The 19,712-nt window shown below is 60.1% G+C and carries 20 protein-coding genes and 1 pseudogene; 9 read left to right on the plus strand and 12 right to left on the minus strand.

Going from position 1 to position 19,712, the window contains the following annotated elements:
- Positions 1-17: 17 nt before the first annotated feature.
- The 4 genes and pseudogenes from LCU97_RS26920 to LCU97_RS21040 form a co-directional block, all read right to left on the minus strand.
- Complete coding sequence (locus LCU97_RS26920; protein WP_408636431.1) at positions 18-881, minus strand: methyl-accepting chemotaxis protein; 864 nt, start codon at positions 879-881, stop codon at positions 18-20.
- Positions 876-1,643: pseudogene (locus LCU97_RS26925) on the minus strand (MCP four helix bundle domain-containing protein); the annotation flags it as partial. The gene LCU97_RS26920 and the pseudogene LCU97_RS26925, both read right to left, overlap by 6 nt.
- 162 nt (positions 1,644-1,805) lie before the next feature.
- On the minus strand, positions 1,806-2,942 hold the full coding sequence (locus LCU97_RS21035; protein ID WP_232777664.1) for a glycerate kinase: 1,137 nt from the start codon (positions 2,940-2,942) through the stop codon (positions 1,806-1,808).
- Positions 2,943-3,108: 166 nt separating this feature from the next.
- On the minus strand, positions 3,109-4,224 hold the full coding sequence (locus LCU97_RS21040) for a sugar diacid recognition domain-containing protein (protein ID WP_232777665.1): 1,116 nt from the start codon (positions 4,222-4,224) through the stop codon (positions 3,109-3,111).
- Positions 4,225-4,383: 159 nt separating this feature from the next.
- On the opposite strand from LCU97_RS21040, the gene LCU97_RS21045 reads away from it, so the two are divergent.
- The 3 genes from LCU97_RS21045 (at position 4,384) to rarD (ending at position 7,760) form a co-directional block, all read left to right on the plus strand.
- Positions 4,384-5,706, plus strand: coding sequence for an MFS transporter (locus LCU97_RS21045; protein ID WP_232777666.1), 1,323 nt, complete (start codon positions 4,384-4,386; stop codon positions 5,704-5,706).
- Positions 5,707-5,778: 72 nt separating this feature from the next.
- Complete coding sequence (locus tag LCU97_RS21050; RefSeq protein WP_232777667.1) at positions 5,779-6,792, plus strand: aldo/keto reductase; 1,014 nt, start codon at positions 5,779-5,781, stop codon at positions 6,790-6,792.
- A gap of 83 nt (positions 6,793-6,875) precedes the next feature.
- Positions 6,876-7,760 (plus strand): EamA family transporter RarD, encoded by an 885-nt coding sequence (rarD, locus tag LCU97_RS21055; RefSeq protein ID WP_053157458.1) that lies wholly within the window; start codon positions 6,876-6,878, stop codon positions 7,758-7,760.
- Between the two features lie 85 nt (positions 7,761-7,845).
- On the opposite strand, the gene hppD is transcribed toward rarD, so the two are convergent.
- Both hppD and LCU97_RS21065 read right to left on the minus strand, forming a co-directional pair.
- On the minus strand, positions 7,846-8,922 hold the full coding sequence (gene hppD / locus LCU97_RS21060) for a 4-hydroxyphenylpyruvate dioxygenase (protein ID WP_053157461.1): 1,077 nt from the start codon (positions 8,920-8,922) through the stop codon (positions 7,846-7,848).
- 248 nt (positions 8,923-9,170) lie between these two features.
- A complete protein-coding gene (locus tag LCU97_RS21065) occupies positions 9,171-10,115 on the minus strand; it encodes a DMT family transporter (protein WP_053157466.1) in 945 nt (314 codons plus the stop codon).
- An 82-nt stretch (positions 10,116-10,197) separates the two neighbouring features.
- Between LCU97_RS21065 and LCU97_RS21070 the strand changes: the two genes are divergently transcribed.
- The gene (locus LCU97_RS21070; RefSeq protein ID WP_232777668.1) at positions 10,198-11,061 is read left to right on the plus strand and encodes a LysR family transcriptional regulator; all 864 of its coding nucleotides are present in this window, start codon (positions 10,198-10,200) and stop codon (positions 11,059-11,061) included.
- Positions 11,062-11,383: 322 nt separating this feature from the next.
- Entirely contained in the window at positions 11,384-11,752 is a 369-nt protein-coding gene (locus LCU97_RS21075) for a histone-like nucleoid-structuring protein, MvaT/MvaU family (protein ID WP_053157472.1), read from the plus strand.
- A gap of 91 nt (positions 11,753-11,843) precedes the next feature.
- Here LCU97_RS21075 and LCU97_RS21080 read toward each other — a convergent pair whose 3' ends face one another.
- Positions 11,844-12,380 (minus strand): DUF4946 domain-containing protein, encoded by a 537-nt coding sequence (locus LCU97_RS21080; RefSeq protein WP_053157475.1) that lies wholly within the window; start codon positions 12,378-12,380, stop codon positions 11,844-11,846.
- Positions 12,381-12,561: 181 nt separating this feature from the next.
- Between LCU97_RS21080 and gloA the strand changes: the two genes are divergently transcribed.
- The gene (gloA, locus tag LCU97_RS21085; RefSeq protein ID WP_232777669.1) at positions 12,562-13,083 is read left to right on the plus strand and encodes a lactoylglutathione lyase; all 522 of its coding nucleotides are present in this window, start codon (positions 12,562-12,564) and stop codon (positions 13,081-13,083) included.
- Positions 13,084-13,200: 117 nt separating this feature from the next.
- Here the strand turns inward: gloA and ahpF are convergent, their stop codons facing one another.
- The 4 genes from ahpF to galU all read right to left on the minus strand — a co-directional run bounded on the left by ahpF (position 13,201) and on the right by galU (position 18,056).
- The gene (ahpF, locus tag LCU97_RS21090; RefSeq protein WP_053157481.1) at positions 13,201-14,763 is read right to left on the minus strand and encodes an alkyl hydroperoxide reductase subunit F; all 1,563 of its coding nucleotides are present in this window, start codon (positions 14,761-14,763) and stop codon (positions 13,201-13,203) included.
- A 123-nt stretch (positions 14,764-14,886) separates the two neighbouring features.
- Positions 14,887-15,450 (minus strand): alkyl hydroperoxide reductase subunit C, encoded by a 564-nt coding sequence (gene ahpC, locus LCU97_RS21095; RefSeq protein ID WP_053157484.1) that lies wholly within the window; start codon positions 15,448-15,450, stop codon positions 14,887-14,889.
- Positions 15,451-15,681: 231 nt separating this feature from the next.
- Positions 15,682-17,037, minus strand: coding sequence for a glutathione-disulfide reductase (gorA, locus tag LCU97_RS21100; protein WP_232777670.1), 1,356 nt, complete (start codon positions 17,035-17,037; stop codon positions 15,682-15,684).
- Positions 17,038-17,216: 179 nt separating this feature from the next.
- Positions 17,217-18,056 carry a UTP--glucose-1-phosphate uridylyltransferase GalU gene (gene galU, locus LCU97_RS21105; protein WP_011061681.1) on the minus strand — a complete coding sequence of 280 codons (840 nt, stop codon included), beginning with the start codon at positions 18,054-18,056 and terminating at the stop codon, positions 17,217-17,219.
- A gap of 235 nt (positions 18,057-18,291) precedes the next feature.
- Between galU and LCU97_RS21110 the strand changes: the two genes are divergently transcribed.
- Positions 18,292-18,504 (plus strand): hypothetical protein, encoded by a 213-nt coding sequence (locus LCU97_RS21110; RefSeq protein WP_053157491.1) that lies wholly within the window; start codon positions 18,292-18,294, stop codon positions 18,502-18,504.
- 54 nt (positions 18,505-18,558) lie between these two features.
- On the opposite strand, the gene LCU97_RS21115 is transcribed toward LCU97_RS21110, so the two are convergent.
- Positions 18,559-18,909 (minus strand): hypothetical protein, encoded by a 351-nt coding sequence (locus LCU97_RS21115; protein ID WP_053157495.1) that lies wholly within the window; start codon positions 18,907-18,909, stop codon positions 18,559-18,561.
- Between the two features lie 204 nt (positions 18,910-19,113).
- On the opposite strand from LCU97_RS21115, the gene LCU97_RS21120 reads away from it, so the two are divergent.
- Positions 19,114-19,416, plus strand: coding sequence for a DUF1883 domain-containing protein (locus LCU97_RS21120; RefSeq protein ID WP_053157497.1), 303 nt, complete (start codon positions 19,114-19,116; stop codon positions 19,414-19,416).
- Positions 19,417-19,446: 30 nt separating this feature from the next.
- Positions 19,447-19,617 carry a hypothetical protein gene (locus LCU97_RS21125; protein WP_172679664.1) on the plus strand — a complete coding sequence of 57 codons (171 nt, stop codon included), beginning with the start codon at positions 19,447-19,449 and terminating at the stop codon, positions 19,615-19,617.
- Positions 19,618-19,712: the final 95 nt, after the last annotated feature.

A 19,712-nucleotide genomic window follows, 5' to 3' on the forward strand; every position in this document is an offset into this window, starting at 1 on the left:
CCAACCTCAACCCTATCTCAAATCACAAACCGCGCCACCATCGCATTCAACGCCACCGCCAGGCGCGACAGTTCATGGGTGGCGTCGCTGGTCTGCTGCGCGCCCGATGCCGATTGGGTGGCCAGGTCGCGGATGTTCACCAGGTTGCGATCCACTTCACGGGACACCTGGGCCTGTTCTTCCGAAGCGCTGGCGATCACCAGGTTGCGCTCGTTGATCTGGTGGATCGACTGGGTGATCTGCTCCAGGGCGACGCCGGCGGCACGGGCCATTTCCAGGGTGCTTTGGGTACGTTGATTGCTCTGTTGCATCGAGTGCACGGCCTCGCCGGTACCGTTCTGGATGCCGGCCACCATTTTTTCGATTTCCTGGGTCGATTGCGCGGTGCGATGGGCCAGGGCCCGGACTTCATCGGCCACCACCGCGAAACCGCGTCCGGCTTCCCCGGCGCGGGCGGCTTCGATGGCGGCGTTGAGGGCCAGCAGGTTGGTCTGCTCGGCAATGGCGCGAATTACGTCCAGCACCTTGCCGATGTCACGGCCCTGGATCGCCAGGCCTTCGATCATCGAGGCGGTGGCTTGTACATCCTGGGTCATGGTCTGGATCGCCTCGACCGTTTCCACCACCCGGCTGCGCCCTTCCTGGGCGGCCTGGGTCGACTGGTTCGAGGCCTCGGACGTGGACACGGCGTTGCGGGCGACCTCCTCCACGGCGGCGGTCATTTCGTTGACAGCCGTGGCGGCTTGTTCGATTTCGTTGTGCTGGCGTTGCAGGCCCCGGGAAGATTCCTGGGTCACCGCGCTCAGCTCTTCGGCCGCCGTCCCCAGTTGGGTGGCTGAGCCGGCGATCTGCTCGATGGTCTTGCGCAAGCTGCCCTGCATGTCCGCCAGGGCCTTGAGCAAACGGGCGGGTTCATCCTTGCCATCGTCCGTGATGACCTGTACCAGATTCCCGCCGGCAATGGTCCGGGCGGCTTCCAGCGCACGATTGATCGGCGCGACGATGCTGCGGGTCAACAGCAACGCCAGCACCACAGTCGCCAGCGCAGCCACGATCGAGACGATGATGATGCCCATCAGCGCACTGTCATAGTGCTCGCCGGCCCTGGCCGAAGCCTCGCTGGCGCCCGCCACATTGATGGCGATGAGTTTATTGAGTTGTTCGCCCATCAGATCGGTACCTTCCTTGATCCGCGTGTTGATGTGGGCGCGCAGCTCATCCATTTTGTTTTGCCGCGAGAGGTCGAGCATCTCTTTCTGCGCTTGCAGGTACTTTTCCAGCGTCGCGGAAAAGGTCTTGTACAGCTCGGTTTCCTCCGGCGTGGCCGGCAACGCGGCGTAGCTGTTGTTGGCCTTGTGCAGTTTTTCCACCAGCACGCCAATGCGGGTCTCGGCTTCCGCCAGGCTGGCCGGGTCCCGGTTCACCAGGATGCGAAACGAGAGGATGCGCATGCGCAAGGCGCTTTCCAGTACAGTGGCGAGGTGGGCAACACTGGGGACTTGGGTGTGCTCCATGTCCAGCGATGCCTGGCGGATCACGGACATGCGACTGGCGGCGAATACGCCGAGGAACACCACCAGCAATGCAATGAAAGCAAAGCCGAGAAAAGCACGGGGCGCGATATTCAGGCGACGTAAGGACATGGGAAGACCTCGAGGTTGGGTCGAGCGTCCATGCCGGAAAACGCATTGGTTAGCGTGTTTTGTAAATGCGCTTGATTCGTTATCGGCCGGGTTTGAGTCTCTTTACAGGGGAAACGCAAAAAAAATTCCGTAGAACATCCCTGGCCTGTGGCAGCAAGGTGATTATTGCGCGGCTACTCGCCAGAGCCGTGCAATATCCCGGGCACGCTCGCCCAGCAGACGCGGCGCGTCGGCGCAGGCCTCTTGCAACGTCATCGGCCCGCTGACCAGCGCAAAGGCCGCATCGATGCCATGTTCGTACAACGCCGGGTAGCCCTCCCCCAGCGTACCGGCAATGACCACCACCGGTACGCCGTGCCGGCGGGCGATACGCGCCACGCCAAATGGGGTCTTGCCACGTAGGGTCTGGGCGTCGAAACGGCCTTCGCCGGTGATCACCAGGTCGGCGCCTTCGATGGCTTCGGCCAGTCCGGTCAATTGGGCAACGACGTCCACGCCCGTGCGAAATTGTGCCCCCAGGAACGCCTTGGCCGCGAAGCCCAGGCCACCGGCGGCGCCGCTGCCCGGTTCATCGCGCACATCTTTTTGCAACGCCTGAGCGCAGTGCCCGGCGAAGTGCGCCAGGGCTTGGTCCAGTGCGCGCACTTGCTCGGGGGAGGCCCCCTTCTGCGGACCAAAAATCGCTGAAGCGCCGTGGGGTCCGCACAGCGGGTTATCGACATCGGCGGCGATTTCGAAACTGACCCGGGCCAGGCGCGGGTCCAGGCCGCCAAGGTCGATGCGCGAAAGGTTCGCCAAAGCCAGGCCTCCGGGGGCCACGGGTTGGTCTTGTTCGTCCAGCAACGCCACGCCCAGGGCTTGCATCGCACCGGCACCGCCATCATTGGTGGCACTGCCGCCGATCGCCAGGATGACCCGTACGGCCCCTTCATCCAGCGCCGCGCGGATCAGCTCGCCGGTGCCGTAGGTGCTGCTGGAACAGGCATCGCGCTGCCCCGGCGGAACGAGCTGTAAACCACTGGCCTCGGCCATCTCGATGATCGCGGTGCGGCTGTCGGCCAACCAGCCCCAACGAGCCTCGACGGTAGCGCCCATGGGGCCACGGACCGGGCTACGACGCCACTCGCCGTTGCAGGCGGCCAGTACCGACTCCACCGTCCCCTCGCCGCCATCGGCCATCGGGCACTTGACCAATTGGGCATCCGGCCAGACCTGGGCCAGCCCGAGCGCAATGGCGTCGGCCACGCCCTGGGCGCTGAGGCTGTCCTTGAACGAGTCGGGGGCGATGATTATTTTCATGTTGTTCTCCGGTTCCGATGCCCAGCATGCTGCCAGCTGACCGCAGACGTGACGCCGGTCCGCCGCACAAAAGACACCGGGCATTATTGTTCAAAACCACAAAGGCCGGTTTGCCGGAGGGGTTATTGTGGCTGGGGCCCTTCGCGAGCAGGCTCGCTCCCACGAGTTATACCTTTGCTTGAGGCAATAGCTGCACGCCAAGGTACAACGCCAGCATCCCATCCAGCCGCAGCGGGTCCACGCCGCTGAGTTCGGCGATGCGCTCCATGCGATAGCGCAGGCTGTTGCGGTGGATGCCCAAGGCGTCGGCGCAGGCCTGGCTCTGGCCGTCGTGTTCGCACCAGCTGCGCAAAGTGGCGAGCAGTTGGCCGTTGCTGTCCTTGGCCATCACCTTGCGCAGCGGGGTGAGCAGTTCGTCCAGGGCATCGTCGCTGCGATGGCGCCAGAGCATGACGGGCAGGCGATAGCGGTTGAGAACAAGCAGGCGATTGTGTGGCAACACATCCCGCCCGTAGGCCAGCAAATCCCCCACCCGCCGATAGCAGCGACGCAGGCCCGACAGCCCTTCGGCCTGGCCACCCACCGCCACCCGGAGGATGTTCCAGCCCAATCCGTCCAGCTTGCCCAGCAGCCGCTCGTTGTCCACTGACGCGCTGACCGGCCGGCACCAGAGCAACGACGATTTGGACGAGGTGAGACACCAACTGTCGGGATAGCGGGACATCAGCCAGGCACTCAGCGCCTCGACGGTCTGCCCGGGCCCATGCTCCAGACCCAACTCGAACAGATAAGGCACCCGCGACAATTGCGGCTTGAGCCCCATCTGCTGTGCCTCGTCCAACAAGCGCGGCGAATCCCCGCTGTCCCCCAGGAGCAATGCCAACAGGTCATCGCAACGCTGGCGGCGCCATTGCTGTTCGGCCTGCTGGTTGCGCTGGCCCAGCAGCATTTCGGCCGTCATGCGTACCAATTCGGCGTAGGTGCGCAACTGCTCCGGCTCACCGGTGATGCCCAGCACGCCGATCAGCCGCTGGTCGAGCATCAGCGGCAGGTTGATTCCCGGCTGTACGCCCTTGAGATGCACCGCCGTGTAGGCATCGATTTCCACCACCCGTCCATTGGCCAATACCAGTTGCGCGCCCTCGTGACGGGTATTGATCCGCTCGCGCTCGCCACTGCCGAGGATCAGGCCCTGGTTGTCCATGACATTGACGTTGTAGGGCAGGATCGCCATCGCCCGGTCGACGATGTCCTGCGCCAGGTCGTGATCGAGTTCGAACATGCACGGGGTTCCTTGCAAGGTGATTGGTCAGGCGCACAGGGTCCGCACTCAAACCCTGTGCTCAAGCACAAAGACACGGGGCCTTGGGCTGGCCGAGACTCAAGGGGCGGTCAACGTTACCCCTTGGCTCGCAAAAATCATAATAAAGAGAGACTCGCCATGTCCCAGAGCGCAGCAGCCGTCCTGGCTACTCCAGACGAAAAGAACATCGTCTACAAACGCATTACTCTGCGTTTGATTCCCTTCATCTTCATCTGCTACTTGTTCAATTACCTCGACCGGGTCAACGTCGGCTTCGCCAAGCTGCAGATGCTCGACGCGCTGAAGTTCAGCGAAAGCGTATATGGCCTCGGCGCCGGGATTTTTTTCATCGGCTATGTGCTGTGCGGCGTGCCAAGCAACCTGGCCCTGACCCGGTTCGGCCCGCGGCGCTGGATAGCGCTGATGATGATTACCTGGGGCACGCTGTCCACCTGCCTGTTGTTCGTCACGACGCCCACCCAGTTCTATACCTTGCGACTGTTCACCGGCGCGGCTGAAGCCGGCTTCTTCCCGGGCGTGGTGCTGTACCTCTCGCAATGGTTCCCGACGTTCCGGCGTGGCCGCATCATGGCGTTGTTCATGTCGGCCATCCCGGTGTCCGGCCTGCTGGGCAGCCCGTTCTCCGGCTGGATCCTCAACCACTTCGCTGCCGGCCAGGGTGGCCTCGCGGGCTGGCAATGGATGTTCCTGCTGCAGGGCATCCCCACGGTCGTCCTCGGCGCACTGGCGTTCTTCCTGCTCAGCGACACCTTCGCCAACGCCAAATGGCTGACCGCCGAGGAGCGCGCCGTGCTCGCCGCCGACCACGCCGAAGACCTGGCGAACAAACCGAAAACCACCAGCGACTCCTTGCTGGCCGTGTTCAGGAACCCGGCGATCTGGGCGTTCGGCCTGATCTACTTCTGCATCCAGAGCGGGGTCTATGCGATCAACTTCTGGCTGCCGTCGATCATCAAGAACCTGGGCTTCAGCGATAACCTGGTGATCGGCTGGCTGAGTGCGATTCCTTATCTACTGGCGGCGCTTTTCATGTTGCTGGTGGGTCGCTCGGCAGACCTGCGCAAGGAGCGCCGCTGGCACTTGGTAGTGCCGATGCTGATGGGCGCGGTCGGGCTGCTGATCGCGGTCAATTTCGCCGGCACCCCGGCCATTGCCATTGTCGGCCTGTCCATCGCCACCATGGGCGCCCTCACCGGCCTGCCGATGTTCTGGCCGGTGCCCACCGCCCTGCTCAGCGCGGGCGCAGCGGCCGGCGGACTGGCGTTGATCAACTCCATGGGACAGATGGCGGGCTTCCTCAGCCCGTATCTGGTGGGCTGGGTGAAGGATGCCACCGGCTCGACCGATGCGGCGTTGTATGTGCTGGCCGGGGTGATTGTCGGCGGTAGCATGCTGGCGTTGCGTATGACGGTGCATTCCCACAGGAACGGCGGTATCTGATAAATCCGTTTGATCCACGCGGTGGTTCTGGGGTTTGATTGGGCCTTTCCCATCGATGAAAAGGATCTTGTCATGAGCTACCGCACGCTTGGCCATTCCGGGTTGCAAGTCTCGACCCTGACCTTGGGCACCATGATGTTCGGCGAACAGACCAGCACGGAGGATTCGCTGCGGATCATCGACAAGGCCTGGGACCAAGGCGTCAATTTCATTGACACCGCGGACGTCTACACCAATGGTCGCTCCGAAGAGATCGTTGGCGAGGCGATTGCCAGTCGCCGCCAGGAATGGGTACTCGCCACCAAGGTCGGTTTCGGCCCGGCGGACGGCGTGCCCAACCGCAGCGGCCTGAGCCGCAAGCACATCTTCAATGGCATCGACGCCAGCCTGACCCGCCTGGGCACCGATTACCTGGACATCTACTACCTGCATCGCGAGGATCACAACACGCCGCTGCACGTCACCGTGTCGGCCATTGGCGACCTGATTCGCCAGGGCAAGATCCGCTACTGGGGCCTGTCGAACTACCGTGGCTGGCGCATCGCCGAAGTCATCCGGATCGCCGACAGCCTGGGTATCGACCGGCCGGTGATCAGCCAGCCTTTGTACAACATCGTCAACCGCCAGGCGGAAACCGAGCAGATCATCGCCGCGCAGAACTACGGGCTGGGCGTGGTGCCCTTCAGCCCCCTCGCCCGCGGTGTCCTCAGCGGCAAATACGCACCGGACGTCGCGCCAGACGCCAACAGCCGCGCCGGTCGCCAGGACAAGCGCATCCTGGAAACCGAATGGCGGGTCGAATCCCTGCGCATTGCCCAGCAGATCCAGCAATACACCCAGGAACGTGGCGTGGGCATCGTCGAGTTCGCCATCGCCTGGGTACTGAACAACCGCGCCGTCACTTCGGCCATTGTCGGGCCGCGCACCGAGGAACAGTGGGATGCGTACACCAAGGCACAGGCGGTAACGATCACGGCGGAAGATGAAGCCTTCATCGATTCACTGGTAACACCGGGGCATGCTTCGACACCCGGGTTCAATGATGTGGGGCATTTCGTGTCGGGACGTGTGCCGCGTACGTCATAAGCCAATATGAACTGAACCCCTGTGGCGAAGGGATTTATTCCCTCGCCACAACGTGCTAGTTGCTCGGCCCCCAGAGAATCCAAGTGTCCAAAGGCATCGCTCTATCGGTCACAGCCTCCGCGCTGTTCGCCGTCATGTACTACTACACCTCGCTACTCGCGCCATTGACTGGCGTGGAAATCTTCGGTTGGCGCATGCTGCTGACGATGCCATGCATGACGGTGTTCATGCTGGTGGCAAAAGAGTGGGGACTCGTCACCCGACTTGTCCGGCGACTGATCGCCACGCCGCGCCTGTTGCTCGGCGCAATGGTTTCCTCGTTGCTGATGGGGTTGCAGTTGTGGCTGTTCATGTGGGCGCCGCTCAACGGCTATAGCCTGGATGTGTCGCTGGGGTATTTCCTGTTGCCGCTGGCGATGGTCCTGACCGGCCGCGTCGTCTATGGCGAACGACTTTCTCGTTTCCAGAAAATCGCCGTCTCCTTCGCCACCCTTGGCGTGCTCAATGAGTTGTACCGGATGGGTGGCTTGTCCTGGGCGACGTTGCTGGTCGTGGTGGGTTATCCGATTTACTTCATCCTGCGCAAACGTCTTGGAACCGACAACCTGGGCGGACTCTGGATGGACATGACCCTGGTCCTGCCGGTGGCCCTGTGGTTCGTGCTCAGCGGCGGACAGGGCCTTGCCGTTTTCGACCAGCAGCCGTGGTTGTCCCTGCTGATCCCGTTGCTCGGCGTGATCAGCACGTCGGCCCTGGTGACCTACATCATCGCCAGCCGGTTGTTGTCGTTCAGCCTGTTCGGGTTGTTGAGTTATGTCGAACCGGTGCTGCTGCTGGGGGTTGCTTTGCTATTGGGCGAAAGCATCCAGGCCGGCGAATGGTTGACCTACATCCCCATCTGGATGGCGGTAGCAGTGCTGGTGCTCGAAGGGTTCCGGCACCTGATGCGTCAACGGCGCCAATCCTGAAGCCATCCGTCCCGCAGGGGCTTGCATTGGCAGTAAAAAGCCCGCCCGACATCACTGCCGGGCGGGCTTTTTCAGGGTGCAAGCGTTATTCGGTAGCCAGCACTCCCCGACGCACCTGATCCCGCTCGATGGACTCGAACAAGGCCTTGAAATTGCCTTCGCCAAAGCCGTCATCGCCCTTGCGCTGGATAAATTCGAAGAACACCGGCCCCATCAGGGTTTCCGAGAAAATCTGCAGCAGCAGGCGCTTGTCGTCAGGGTTGGATGAGCCGTCCAGCAGAATGCCCCGCGATTGCAGCTCAGCGACCGGTTCGCCATGGTTCGGCAGGCGGCCTTCGAGCATTTCGTAGTAAGTGTCCGGCGGTGCGGTCATGAAACGCATGCCGATTTTCTTCAGTGCATCCCAGGTCTTGACCAGATCATCGGTCAGGAAGGCCACGTGCTGGATGCCCTCTCCGTTGAACTGCATCAGGAACTCTTCGATCTGCCCGGCACCCTTGGACGACTCTTCGTTCAACGGGATGCGGATCATACCGTCCGGGGCGGTCATCGCCTTGGACGTCAGGCCGGTGTATTCGCCCTTGATGTCGAAGTAGCGGATCTCGCGGAAGTTGAACAACTTCTCATAGAAGTTGGCCCAATAGGCCATGCGGCCGCGATATACGTTGTGGGTCAGGTGATCGATGATTTTCAGGCCCGCCCCCACCGGATGACGGTCGACCCCCTCGATGAACACAAAATCGATGTCGTAGATCGAGCTGCCTTCGCCAAACCGGTCGATCAGGTACAGCGGCGCACCGCCGATGCCCTTGATCGCCGGCAGGTTCAGCTCCATCGGACCGGTTTCGATGTGGATCGGCTGGGCGCCGAGCTCCAGGGCACGCTTGTAGGCCAGTTGCGAATCCTTGACGCGAAACGCCATGCCGCACACAGACGGGCCATGCTCGGCCGCGAAGTAGGACGCCACGCTGTGGGGTTCGTTGTTGAGGATCAGGTTGATCGCGCCCTGGCGATACAGGTGAACGTCCTTGGAACGGTGCGTGGCCACCTTGGTGAAGCCCATGATCTCGAAGATCGGCTCCAGGGTGTTGGGTGTCGGGGATGCGAACTCAATGAACTCGAAGCCCATCAGGCCCATCGGGTTTTCGTATAGATCTGCCATGTCGGCGCCTCATCATGCTTATCAATTAACGGAACGTTAGTTGCTGGCGATGCTGAGGGCACAGGGTGGCGCGCAGGAGATACCGCGAACGCTGCGGGCGAGGAAATCGCCATAGATCAGTTGTAACCCGAGTATCTTCATTGTCGACCCAAGGCTCTTGCGGGCGAGGCTTCTGCTGCCAGAAGACGTTATTCTTATATGCGTAAACCGATTCTACACAGCGTAACCTGTTTTGTCCGCCTCCTGTATCAAATCGTCTTTTGCATCGATCGTGCAAGGGGCTTGTTGCACAGGAAAATGCCCGTCAGGATCAGCCCTCCCCCCAGCCCCATCAGCGTCGTGAGCCGTTCGTCCAGCAGCAGAGCCCCCGACAGCACCGCGGTCAGCGGATTGAGCGCAATGAATACTCCGCAACGGGTGGCGCCAATCCGACGAATCCCGTCGTACCAGGCTATGTAAGCCAGGGCCGAGCCCAATACACCGAGGTACAGCAGACTGAGCCATTGGCGGGTATCCAGTCCGCGCAGAGGTTCGAATTGGACCTCGCCTGCGATCATGCAAACCAACCACAACATCGCAGTGCCCAATAGAATCGACCAGGTAACGGTCTGTAACGGGCCGAGGCTGTCGTTCAGGCCCTTGGAAAACAGGGAATAAATTCCCCATCCCAGCACGCAGCCGAAAATCAACAGGTCGCCCCTCCACCCTTGCGCGGTGCTCTGAAGCAAGGATGGATCACGGCTTACGATCACCAGCGCGGCCCCGCCGATGCACAGCGCGATGCCCAGGACTTTCCACCGCCCCAGCCGCTCCTTGAACAAGCCCCAGGACGCCAGGCCGATGACTGCAGGGTTCAAGGCCACGATCAGCGAAGCACGCGACGCCTGGATGTATTGCAAGCCATAGAAAAAACACAGGTTATAGAAAAGGATGCCGAAGAACCCCAGGACGGCCAGTTGCAGCGCCTGTCTCAGGGAGGGCCTGACCAGGGGAATTCTGGCCAGGCCCAGAAACAGCAGCAACGCGATACTGGCCAACGAAAAGCGCAGGCTGGCGGCCAGCAAGGGTTCCAGAGCGCCGGACAGAATCCTGCCGGCCACAAACGTACCGCCCCAGACCATGGTGACCATGGACAGTTTCAGGTACACCGACACATCCGACGAGGTCGGGACGACATGTTCAAGGGTCTTCATGGTTCACCACATCCGTTCAATCGATACCGATATGGCGTATTCTCAGACTCATGTCTGATCATCGTAAAATGAGTAAATACTCATGACCCTCACCCAGCTCGAAATTTTCTCCCTGGTGGCCGAACTGCGAGGGTTCACCGCAGCGGCGATGCGACTGGGCATCAGCCAGTCAGCGGTATCCCATGCCATCAAATCGTTGGAGCAAGAGCTGGGTGTCGAACTGCTCAGGCGGCATCAATCGGCAGTGGAACTCAGTGACATCGGCCAACAACTGCTGTTACGGGCGCGGGCCATGCTCGGGCTGGCCAACACGTTGCGCCAGGAAGCCGCCGATGCCCAAGGCATGCGCCGAGGCACCTTGCGCATCGGCTCGTTTGGCCCGACTTCGTCAATGAAGTTGCTGCCGCCCCTCCTGCAGCGCTATCGCGCCCTGCATCCGGGGATCGAAGTACATATCGACGAAGGGCCGGACCGCCAGGTCATCCAATGGCTGGACGAGCGACGGATCGACGTCGGTTTCGTGGTATTGCCCGAAGAGCGTTTCGATACGGTCGCGCTGATGGAGGACCAAATGGTGGCCCTCCTTCCGACCGCTCACCCTCTCGCCGCCCACCCAGGCCTGGCCCTCAAGGATCTGTGTCACGACCCTTTCGTACTCACCGAGGCCGGGTCATCGGAGCTGGTTACCCGCTTGTTCAACGCCGCGCAACTTACGCCTAACGTGCGTTACCGCTGTTCGCAACTGCTCAGTACGCTGCATGTCGTCGGCCGGGGCGATGCTGTGTCCGTGGTCTCCGAAGGATCGCTGCCAGCGGGCGAGTATCCAGGTTTTGTGGTGCGGCCCCTGATGCCCCGGGTCCGGCGCCGGATCGGCCTGGCAGTGCTGGATAGCCGCCAGATTTCGCCCGCTACCCGGGCGTTCATCGACCTGGCTCGCCCGGCCTGAGTGCCTCTGCCGAGCGCAGGTGATAACGCAACGCAATTAAGAGACAGTCGGCCGGCAACTTCACAGCAAACTATCTATTGCCTGGTAGTTGCTCGCGCATTTGGCCCGGCGTGCCGGCCACGATTGAACTTGAGGAAAACGTTTGCCATTGTTACATGACGAAAAAGTTGCGATTTACACTGTCCGGTTTAACTACTACAATTTTTCTACCTGTGCTGATTGGCAAGGGGGAATCATTTATCACCGGGTCGCGTCAAGGCGCTTGGCTTATAGCTTTGTTTGCGGTTGGTATCAGCCACCTATTTGATTGGAGTAACGATAATTGTCCAGACTCGCTGAATTTCGTAAAGCCGAAAAGGACCTTCAAGCCCAGCTCAAACAGCTGGAAATGCTGAAGAACGACGCCGGGCTCAAGAAAGAAATCGAATTCGAAGAAAAGCTCCAGGGACTGATGAAAACCTATGGCAAGAGCTTGCGCGACATCATCGCGATTCTTGACCCGGGCCCGTCCAGGGCAGGTGTGGCATCGGCCAGGAAGACGCCCAAGACGCGCCGCGCCCGCGTGGTGAAGGTCTACCAGAACCCGCACACAGGCGAACTGATCGAAACCAAGGGCGGCAACCATCGCGGCCTGAAAGCCTGGAAAGAAAAGTACGGCGCCGAGACCGTTGACTCCTGGGTACGCACCTGACATCCAGCCTTGAATAAAAAAGCCCTGATCATCAGGGCTTTTTTATGGACTTGAACTTTTGGATTAAATCCTGAGTATCGGGCCGCCAGGCTTATAGTTTCAGACTATTTCGTACCGACTGTATTTCACCCTCGCTTTCGACAACCGCCTGCGCCTGCCCGGCATAGGACAATACATAAGCTCGCCCGGCATTTAGTGCGGCAACCAGTGTCTGAGACAACACATGCCGACCATTCTGCGTGATGGTGCAAGTGGTTTCCAGGGCGGTGACGCCACCCAAGCTGGAAGCATGGATCTTATTACAAACACTTTGATAACCGCCCTGGAAAAAGTCTTTCTGGACTGACTTGCGCATTTCCAGCAACACGCCTTGCAAGTTGACTTGATGATCCGGTTCCACGGGCGTTGCGGTCAGTTCCATGACCAATAATGCATTCCCCGCGGCATCGCTTTTGGTCCCACGCTGACGTGTGGTCCCCTGGCCGGCTGTCGTGGCGGAAGCATCGGAAGGCAGCGACTCGATGACCCAACCTTGGGGCCATACGACCTGCGGTTCGGCCGCCTGGACGCCGACACTCGCAACGAAGGCAAACGGCAGGACAAACAGCGAAAGGAGCGGTCGAATCATCAGGTTGCACTCAAGGACGGATTGGCAAGTCTGAAGCCGACCGCAAACCCAGGCAATAGCCACCTGCGGTTTGGCGTGGCCGCGTCCCTTGCGTATCATGCTGCAAGCCATTCAGCGCAGCCCGAGAACCGTCGCGACAAGCTCTGCGACGCCGTCTGCCTCATTTCTTTCCGGAGGGCCCATGAGCCTGCACGAACTCAATACTTTTCCGGGTGTCACCGCCCAACCCGATACCGCCACTCACAACTTCGTGTTCAACCACACCATGCTGCGGGTCAAGGACATCACCAAGTCCCTGGACTTCTATACCCGTGTCCTGGGGTTCTCGCTGGTGGAAAAACGCGACTTCCCGGAAGCCGAATTCAGCCTGTATTTCCTGGCCCTGGTGGATAAGCGCCAGATTCCGGAAGACGCCGCGGCCCGCACCGAATGGATGAAATCGATCCCCGGCATCCTGGAGCTCACCCATAACCACGGCACCGAAAACGACCCGTCGTTCGCCTACCATAATGGCAACACCGACCCACGAGGATTCGGTCACATCTGCATCTCGGTACCGGACGTCGTCGCGGCCTGCGAACGCTTCGAAGCACTGGGCTGTGATTTCCAGAAACGCCTGAGCGACGGTCGCATGAAAAGCCTGGCGTTCATCAAGGACCCGGATGGCTACTGGGTGGAAATCATCCAGCCTGCGCCGCTCTGAAGACTGCCAGAGCCCATTGAGAGAGCTCCCCACAGGGTTCGACAGTGGATTGGAATCTCAATAAAAAAACCCCATGAGCCTGGCCCATGGGGTTTTGTTTTTGTGGCCTCCAGCGGCTTACGCCGGTGCAGTGGTGCGGATCAGGTGGTCGAAGGCACTCAGCGAGGCCTTGGCGCCCTCGCCTACGGCGATCACGATCTGTTTGTACGGCACGGTGGTCACGTCACCGGCGGCGAACACACCCGGGATCGAGGTTTCACCCCTGGCATCGACAATAATCTCGCCACGCGGCGACAGCTCGACGGTGCCCTTGAGCCAATCGGTGTTGGGCAACAGGCCGATCTGAACGAAAATACCTTCCAGCGCTACATCACGCACTTCACCGCTTGGACGGTCCTTGTAGCGCAAGCCATTGACCTTCTGACCGTCACCGGTCACTTCGGTGGTCTGGGCGTTGGTAATCACGGTCACGTTCGGCAAGCTGTGCAGCTTGCGCTGCAAGACCGCGTCGGCACGCAGTTGTACATCGAACTCCAGCAAGGTGACATGGGCCACGATACCAGCCAGGTCAATGGCCGCTTCGACACCCGAGTTGCCGCCGCCGATCACCGCTACGCGTTTGCCCTTGAACAGCGGGCCGTCGCAATGCGGGCAGTACGCCACGCCCTTGTTGCGGTACTGCTGCTCACCCGGCACGTTCATTTCGCGCCAGCGGGCACCGGTCGCCAGGATGACGGTCTTGGCCTTGAGGCTGGCACCACTGGCAAAGCGGACTTCGTGCAGCGCGCCGTCCTTGCCCGGCACCAAAGCATCGGCGCGTTGCAGGTTCATGATGTCAACGTCGTACTGCTTGACGTGCTCCTCCAGGGCGACGGCCAATTTGGGGCCTTCGGTTTCCTGTACCGAGATGAAGTTTTCAATGGCCATGGTGTCCAGCACCTGACCGCCGAAGCGCTCTGCCGCAACACCGGTACGGATGCCTTTACGGGCGGCGTAGATCGCCGCCGACGCACCGGCCGGGCCGCCGCCGACCACCAGCACATCGAAGGCATCCTTGGCGCTGATCTTCTCGGCCTGGCGCTCGATGCCGCTGGTGTCGATCTTGGCGAGGATTTCTTCCAGGCCCATGCGGCCCTGGCCGAAGTTCTCACCGTTCAAGTAGATGCTTGGCACCGCCATGATCTGGCGCTCGTCGACCTCGGCCTGGAACAGCGCGCCGTCAATGGCGACATGGCGGATGTTCGGGTTCAGCACCGCCATCAGGTTCAGCGCCTGGACCACGTCCGGGCAGTTCTGGCATGACAGCGAGAAATAAGTCTCGAAGTTGAACTCACCCTTGAGGGAGCGGATCTGTTCAATGACTTCGACACTGGCTTTCGATGGGTGGCCGCCGACTTGCAGCAAGGCCAGCACCAGCGAAGTGAATTCATGGCCCATGGGGATGCCGGCAAAACGCAGGCTGATATCGGCTCCCGGGCGATTCAACGAAAACGAAGGCTTGCGCGAATCGTTACCGTTGTCGAGCAAGGTGATCTGGTTGGAAAGACTGGCAACGTCTTTGAGTAAAGCGAGCATTTCCTGGGATTTCGCACCGTCGTCGAGGGATGCAACGATCTCGATCGGCTGGGTGACCCGTTCCAGATATGACTTCAACTGAGCTTTAAGATTGGCGTCCAACATACGGGCGATTTCCATTTTTGAATTTCAGAAAAAACAACGCCCGAGCGAATCTCGCCCGGGCGTTTTTTGTGGGCGGTGCGGCTTGCTTAAGTGCGGATGACCGCCCTCAAAGGACTCACGGTCTTAGATCTTGCCAACCAGGTCCAGGGACGGAGCCAGGGTGGCCTCGCCTTCTTTCCACTTGGCTGGGCAGACTTCGCCCGGGTGAGCGGCAACGTATTGAGCAGCCTTGACCTTGCGCAGCAGCTCGGAAGCGTCACGGCCTACACCGCCGTCGTTGATTTCAACGATCTTGATCTGGCCTTCAGGGTTGATCACGAAGGTGCCACGGTCAGCCAGGCCGACTTCTTCGATCAGTACGTCGAAGTTGCGGGAAATCACGTGGGTCGGGTCGCCGATCATGGTGTACTGGATCTTGCCGATGGCTGGCGAAGTGTTGTGCCAGGCAGCGTGGGCGAAATGAGTGTCGGTGGACACGCTATAGATCTCGACGCCCAGCTTCTGGAACTCGGCGTAGTTGTCGGCCAGGTCTTCCAGTTCGGTCGGGCAGACGAAGGTGAAGTCGGCTGGGTAGAAGAACACGACAGACCACTTGCCTTTCAGGTCGGCGTCCGAGACTTCAACGAAGTTGCCGTTTTTGTAAGCGGTAGCGGTGAACGGTTTGACTTGGCTGTTGATGATAGGCATCGATGTTTCTCCGTCAGGGTTGAAAAGTTGATGGAGTGAAGCTTACCCATTCATTCCCATGCTGGCTCATTGGCAAAGCTCATGCGAATAATTGGTTTTGGCTATCAGGAATCTCTATAGATAGAAGAATCCAAGCATAGATGCTGCCGATGGCCACGCTTGCCCAATCTCGCGCCAGACTGACGCGGGTCAAGAAAACGTGGCCTTCAGCCGTTGGAGCGCGCCATTGTCTCAGGCGGTGGAGGTACGCATGGTGACGAACTCTTCGGCAGCGGTCGGATGGACGCCGATGGTTTCGTCGAAATCGCGCTTGGTGGCGCCGGCCTTGAGGGCAATGGCCAGTCCCTGGACGATTTCCCCGGCATCCGGGCCAACCATGTGGCAACCCAGCACCTTGTCGGTGCGGGCATCCACCACCAGTTTCATCAGCGTGCGTTCCTGGCAGTCGGTAAGGCTCAGCTTCATCGGCCGGAAGCGGCTTTCGAAAATCTGCACCTCGTACCCCTCTTCCCGTGCCTGTTCTTCGGTCAGACCCACCGTGCCGATGTTGGGCAGGCTGAACACGGCGGTGGGAATCATCCGGTAATCCACCAGGCGGTACTGTTCGGGCTTGTACAGCCGTCGCGCCACTGCCATGCCTTCGGCCAGGGCCACGGGCGTGAGTTGCACACGACCGATCACGTCGCCGATGGCCAGAATGGACGATTCCTGGGTTTCATACTTTTCGTTGACCTGGACAAAGCCTTTCTCGTCCAGCGTGACCGCAGTGTTCTCCAGACCGAGGTTGTCGAGCATCGGTCGCCGGCCGGTGGCATAGAACACGCAATCGGTGAACAGGATGCGACCGTCCTTGAGGGTCACCTGCAGGCTGCCGTCAGCCTGTTTGTCGATACGCTGAATATCGGCGTTGAACTGCAGCTCCAGCCCGCGCCGTGTCAGTTCCTCGGCCAAGTGTTTGCGGACCGCGCCGTCGAAGCCCCGCAGGAACAGCTCGCCGCGGTACAACAACGATGTCTGCGCGCCCATTCCATGGAAAATCCCCGCAAACTCCACGGCAATGTAGCCGCCGCCCACCACCAGCACGCGCTTGGGCAGTTCCTTGAGGAAAAAAGCCTCGTTGGAACTGATGGCATGCTCGCGCCCGGGTATATCCGGAATCACCGGCCAGCCCCCGGTGGCGATCAGAATATGTTCGGCGGTGTGACGCTGGCCGTTGATCTCGACTTCATGAGGACCGGTGACCTTCGCGTGGCCTTCATGCAGGGTCACTCCGCTGTTGACCAGCAAGTTGCGATAGATCCCGTTAAGACGATTGATCTCCCGGTTCTTGTTGGCGATCAGCGTAGCCCAGTCGAAACTCGCCTCGCCCGTCGACCAGCCATAGGCCGATGCCTGTTCGAAATCCTCGGCGTAATGAGCGCCATAGACCAGCAACTTCTTGGGCACGCAACCCACGTTAACGCACGTACCGCCCAGGTAGCGGCTTTCCGCCACAGCCACCCTGGCGCCAAAACCGGAAGCGAACCGCGCAGCCCGCACACCGCCAGAGCCGGCGCCAATCACATACAAGTCAAAATCGTAGGCCATCACTCTCTCCTTTGGCAGGCCATCAGCATACCCGCTGTTCTGCTGCGAGGCAGCGTTGCGATGGTTATGGTGGCAGAAAATGAAAAAGAAACACCTGGGGCAACATGGCTCTGGATTTCTGGCACAAATGAAAACGCCCCGAACCAGTCGGGGCGTTTTTCAAGGTACGGCGCGGGCTATCAGTAAGCCTTGCCAGTCTTGTAGAAGTTCTCGAAGCAGAAGTTGGTCGCGTCGATGTAGCCTTCGGCGCCACCGCAGTCGAAACGCTTGCCCTTGAACTTGTAGGCCATGACGCAGCCGTTCTGGGCCTGTTTCATCAGCGCGTCGGTGATCTGGATCTCACCGCCCTTGCCTGGCTCGGTCTGTTCGATCAGGTCGAAGATGTCCGGGGTCAGGATGTAGCGACCGATGATGGCCAGGTTCGACGGAGCATCTTCAGGCTTTGGCTTTTCAACCATGCTGTGGACGCGGTAGATGTCGTCGCGGATCATCTCGCCGGCGATCACACCGTACTTGTTGGTTTCCTGCGGATCGACTTCCTGGATCGCCACGATGGAGCAGCGGAACTGCTTGTACAGCTTGACCATCTGGGTCAGAACGCCGTCGCCTTCCAGGTTGACGCACAGGTCGTCCGCCAGGACCACGGCGAAAGGTTCGTCACCGATCAGTGGACGGCCAGTCAGAATGGCGTGGCCCAGGCCCTTCATTTCGGTCTGGCGGGTGTAGGAGAACGAACACTCGTCCAGCAGTTTGCGAATGCCGACCAGGTATTTTTCCTTATCGGTGCCCTTGATCTGGTTTTCCAGCTCGTAGCTGATGTCGAAATGGTCTTCCAGCGCACGCTTACCACGACCTGTGACGATGGAGATTTCATTCAGGCCCGCATCGAGGGCTTCTTCGACACCGTACTGGATCAGTGGCTTGTTCACCACCGGCAGCATTTCTTTGGGCATGGCTTTAGTCGCTGGCAGGAAGCGAGTACCGTAACCGGCTGCTGGGAACAAGCATTTCTTGATCATATGAATCCTTGTAAAGGCGGTGTATACGACGAATTTCGGCGCAGTCTAATCAGGCTGCGGACACCTTACAATGCCCGCACTGGCTAACCGATGCCATCATAGAGAAATAAACCGGCGGATAGTTCAATCGCCCTTTCGTTTCGAGGGGCCGGCGGTCTCGTTGGAGGCCCGCAAGCCCTGTTTTCGTGCAGATGAAGTATCATGCGCGCCTTGATCACGCCAATGAGGCCACTCGATGTCTGCAACACGAAACGCAAACGGTTACTCGGTCAGCCAGGGAAAGGACGGACAGTGGTGGATCATCAACTACCACGGCGAGCAAGTGGCCGGTCCCCTGCCCAGCAAAGCGATGGCGGTGGAAGTCGCGGCAGTCTTCCACGACGAACGCCCAGCCCCGGCGGCCAAGACGCGTGAGCGGGCTCCCGCAGGTACCCCTCGCAAGAAGTGAGCGGACGGATCGCCTCGGTGCATCGAGGCCCTGGAGAAGCCGGCCGCTGGGCCCTCAACCGGAGATGCAGGCGTTGGCCGCGTCCTGCACATCGCCGGGCCGCACCGGGACATTGGACATACTTTCGTGCAGCTTGACGCTGCTGCCACTGGAACGTTCTTCAATGTCGAACACCGCTGCCGGAAGGGACGACAGCTTGCCGGGAATAATCAACCGGACCCCGCTCTTGTGCGGTTCCATCTGCAACGCACCACGGCTGCCGGCCAATTGATCGGCCACACACTTGGCATATTCGTGAGGTTTCTTTCCGGAGATGAAGCTCATGGTGGGCGGCGTCTGGTTGATGTCCGATACCGATGCACATCCACTCAAGGCCAACGCCAAAACCCACACACTGCGCTTCATATGTTTCCTCCAATAAAGACCCTCCGACAGTACAAACGGTGTTTTTCTCCGGCCCGCGTCGCTTTTTTTATCCGGCATCGTTGTGATAATGGACAAGGCACTGCAACACAGGTCGGCTATTCACCCACGGTGCTGATAAACTGCGCCTCTATATAGCAGTTCCTGCCGTTTTGTTTTGCCTAGAAATGCCCTTCTGGAGGCGCCATGAAATTCATCCACCAGCGCGAGCACCTCAACGAAGACGACATTGTTGTCATCGAGTGTTCCCAAATGTGCAACATCCGCCTGATGAGCGACGCCAACTTCCGCAGCTTCAAGAATGGCGGCCGACACACCTACCATGGCGGTGCGTTCGATAAGTTTCCGGCGAAAATCACCGCCCCGAGCACCGGTTTCTGGAACATCACCATCGACACCGTCAGTCGTCGCGCCATCAGCGTCACGCGCAAGCCCAACCTGACCCACAAAATCAAGATCATCCGACGCTCCAGCTCGAAGCTGGGCTGAGCATTACTCACTTTGAAGGCAGGTCGAACCGTGGCCCAGACGAGCAAATACGTCATCAAGTACAAACTCAACGGCGAGCGCCGCTTTGAATTCGCACAATTGCAAACCGGCACCGAGGAAGAAGCCCGGGCGGCGCTAGAGGCGTTGCATGGGCAGACCGATGATGTCATCAGCGAGGTCAGGGTCAGTAAGGCGCTGTAGCAGTCATCCCGACGATTGTCTGGTGAGATAGACCGCAAGATCCGGAGTGGCGCCCATCCAGGCGTTTGCCAGACTGACCAATCCTTCTTCCAGGG

The sequence above is a fragment of the Pseudomonas uvaldensis genome, assembly GCF_021271205.1.
Lineage (GTDB): Bacteria > Pseudomonadota > Gammaproteobacteria > Pseudomonadales > Pseudomonadaceae > Aquipseudomonas > Aquipseudomonas uvaldensis.

Excerpts from the sequence above, each read along its gene's own strand:
- LCU97_RS26920 (WP_408636431.1), bottom strand. The coding sequence starts at position 881 with ATGCAGGGCAGCTTGCGCAAGACCATCGAGCAGATCGCCGGCTCAGCC.
- LCU97_RS21035 (WP_232777664.1), bottom strand. The coding sequence starts at position 2,942 with ATGAAAATAATCATCGCCCCCGACTCGTTCAAGGACAGCCTCAGCGCC.
- LCU97_RS21040 (WP_232777665.1), bottom strand. The coding sequence starts at position 4,224 with ATGTTCGAACTCGATCACGACCTGGCGCAGGACATCGTCGACCGGGCG.
- LCU97_RS21045 (WP_232777666.1), top strand. The coding sequence starts at position 4,384 with ATGTCCCAGAGCGCAGCAGCCGTCCTGGCTACTCCAGACGAAAAGAAC.
- LCU97_RS21050 (WP_232777667.1), top strand. The coding sequence starts at position 5,779 with ATGAGCTACCGCACGCTTGGCCATTCCGGGTTGCAAGTCTCGACCCTG.
- hppD (WP_053157461.1), bottom strand. The coding sequence starts at position 8,922 with ATGGCAGATCTATACGAAAACCCGATGGGCCTGATGGGCTTCGAGTTC.
- LCU97_RS21065 (WP_053157466.1), bottom strand. The coding sequence starts at position 10,115 with ATGAAGACCCTTGAACATGTCGTCCCGACCTCGTCGGATGTGTCGGTG.
- LCU97_RS21070 (WP_232777668.1), top strand. The coding sequence starts at position 10,198 with ATGACCCTCACCCAGCTCGAAATTTTCTCCCTGGTGGCCGAACTGCGA.
- LCU97_RS21080 (WP_053157475.1), bottom strand. The coding sequence starts at position 12,380 with ATGATTCGACCGCTCCTTTCGCTGTTTGTCCTGCCGTTTGCCTTCGTT.
- gloA (WP_232777669.1), top strand. The coding sequence starts at position 12,562 with ATGAGCCTGCACGAACTCAATACTTTTCCGGGTGTCACCGCCCAACCC.
- ahpF (WP_053157481.1), bottom strand. The coding sequence starts at position 14,763 with ATGTTGGACGCCAATCTTAAAGCTCAGTTGAAGTCATATCTGGAACGG.
- ahpC (WP_053157484.1), bottom strand. The coding sequence starts at position 15,450 with ATGCCTATCATCAACAGCCAAGTCAAACCGTTCACCGCTACCGCTTAC.
- gorA (WP_232777670.1), bottom strand. The coding sequence starts at position 17,037 with ATGGCCTACGATTTTGACTTGTATGTGATTGGCGCCGGCTCTGGCGGT.
- galU (WP_011061681.1), bottom strand. The coding sequence starts at position 18,056 with ATGATCAAGAAATGCTTGTTCCCAGCAGCCGGTTACGGTACTCGCTTC.
- LCU97_RS21110 (WP_053157491.1), top strand. The coding sequence starts at position 18,292 with ATGTCTGCAACACGAAACGCAAACGGTTACTCGGTCAGCCAGGGAAAG.
- LCU97_RS21115 (WP_053157495.1), bottom strand. The coding sequence starts at position 18,909 with ATGAAGCGCAGTGTGTGGGTTTTGGCGTTGGCCTTGAGTGGATGTGCA.
- LCU97_RS21120 (WP_053157497.1), top strand. The coding sequence starts at position 19,114 with ATGAAATTCATCCACCAGCGCGAGCACCTCAACGAAGACGACATTGTT.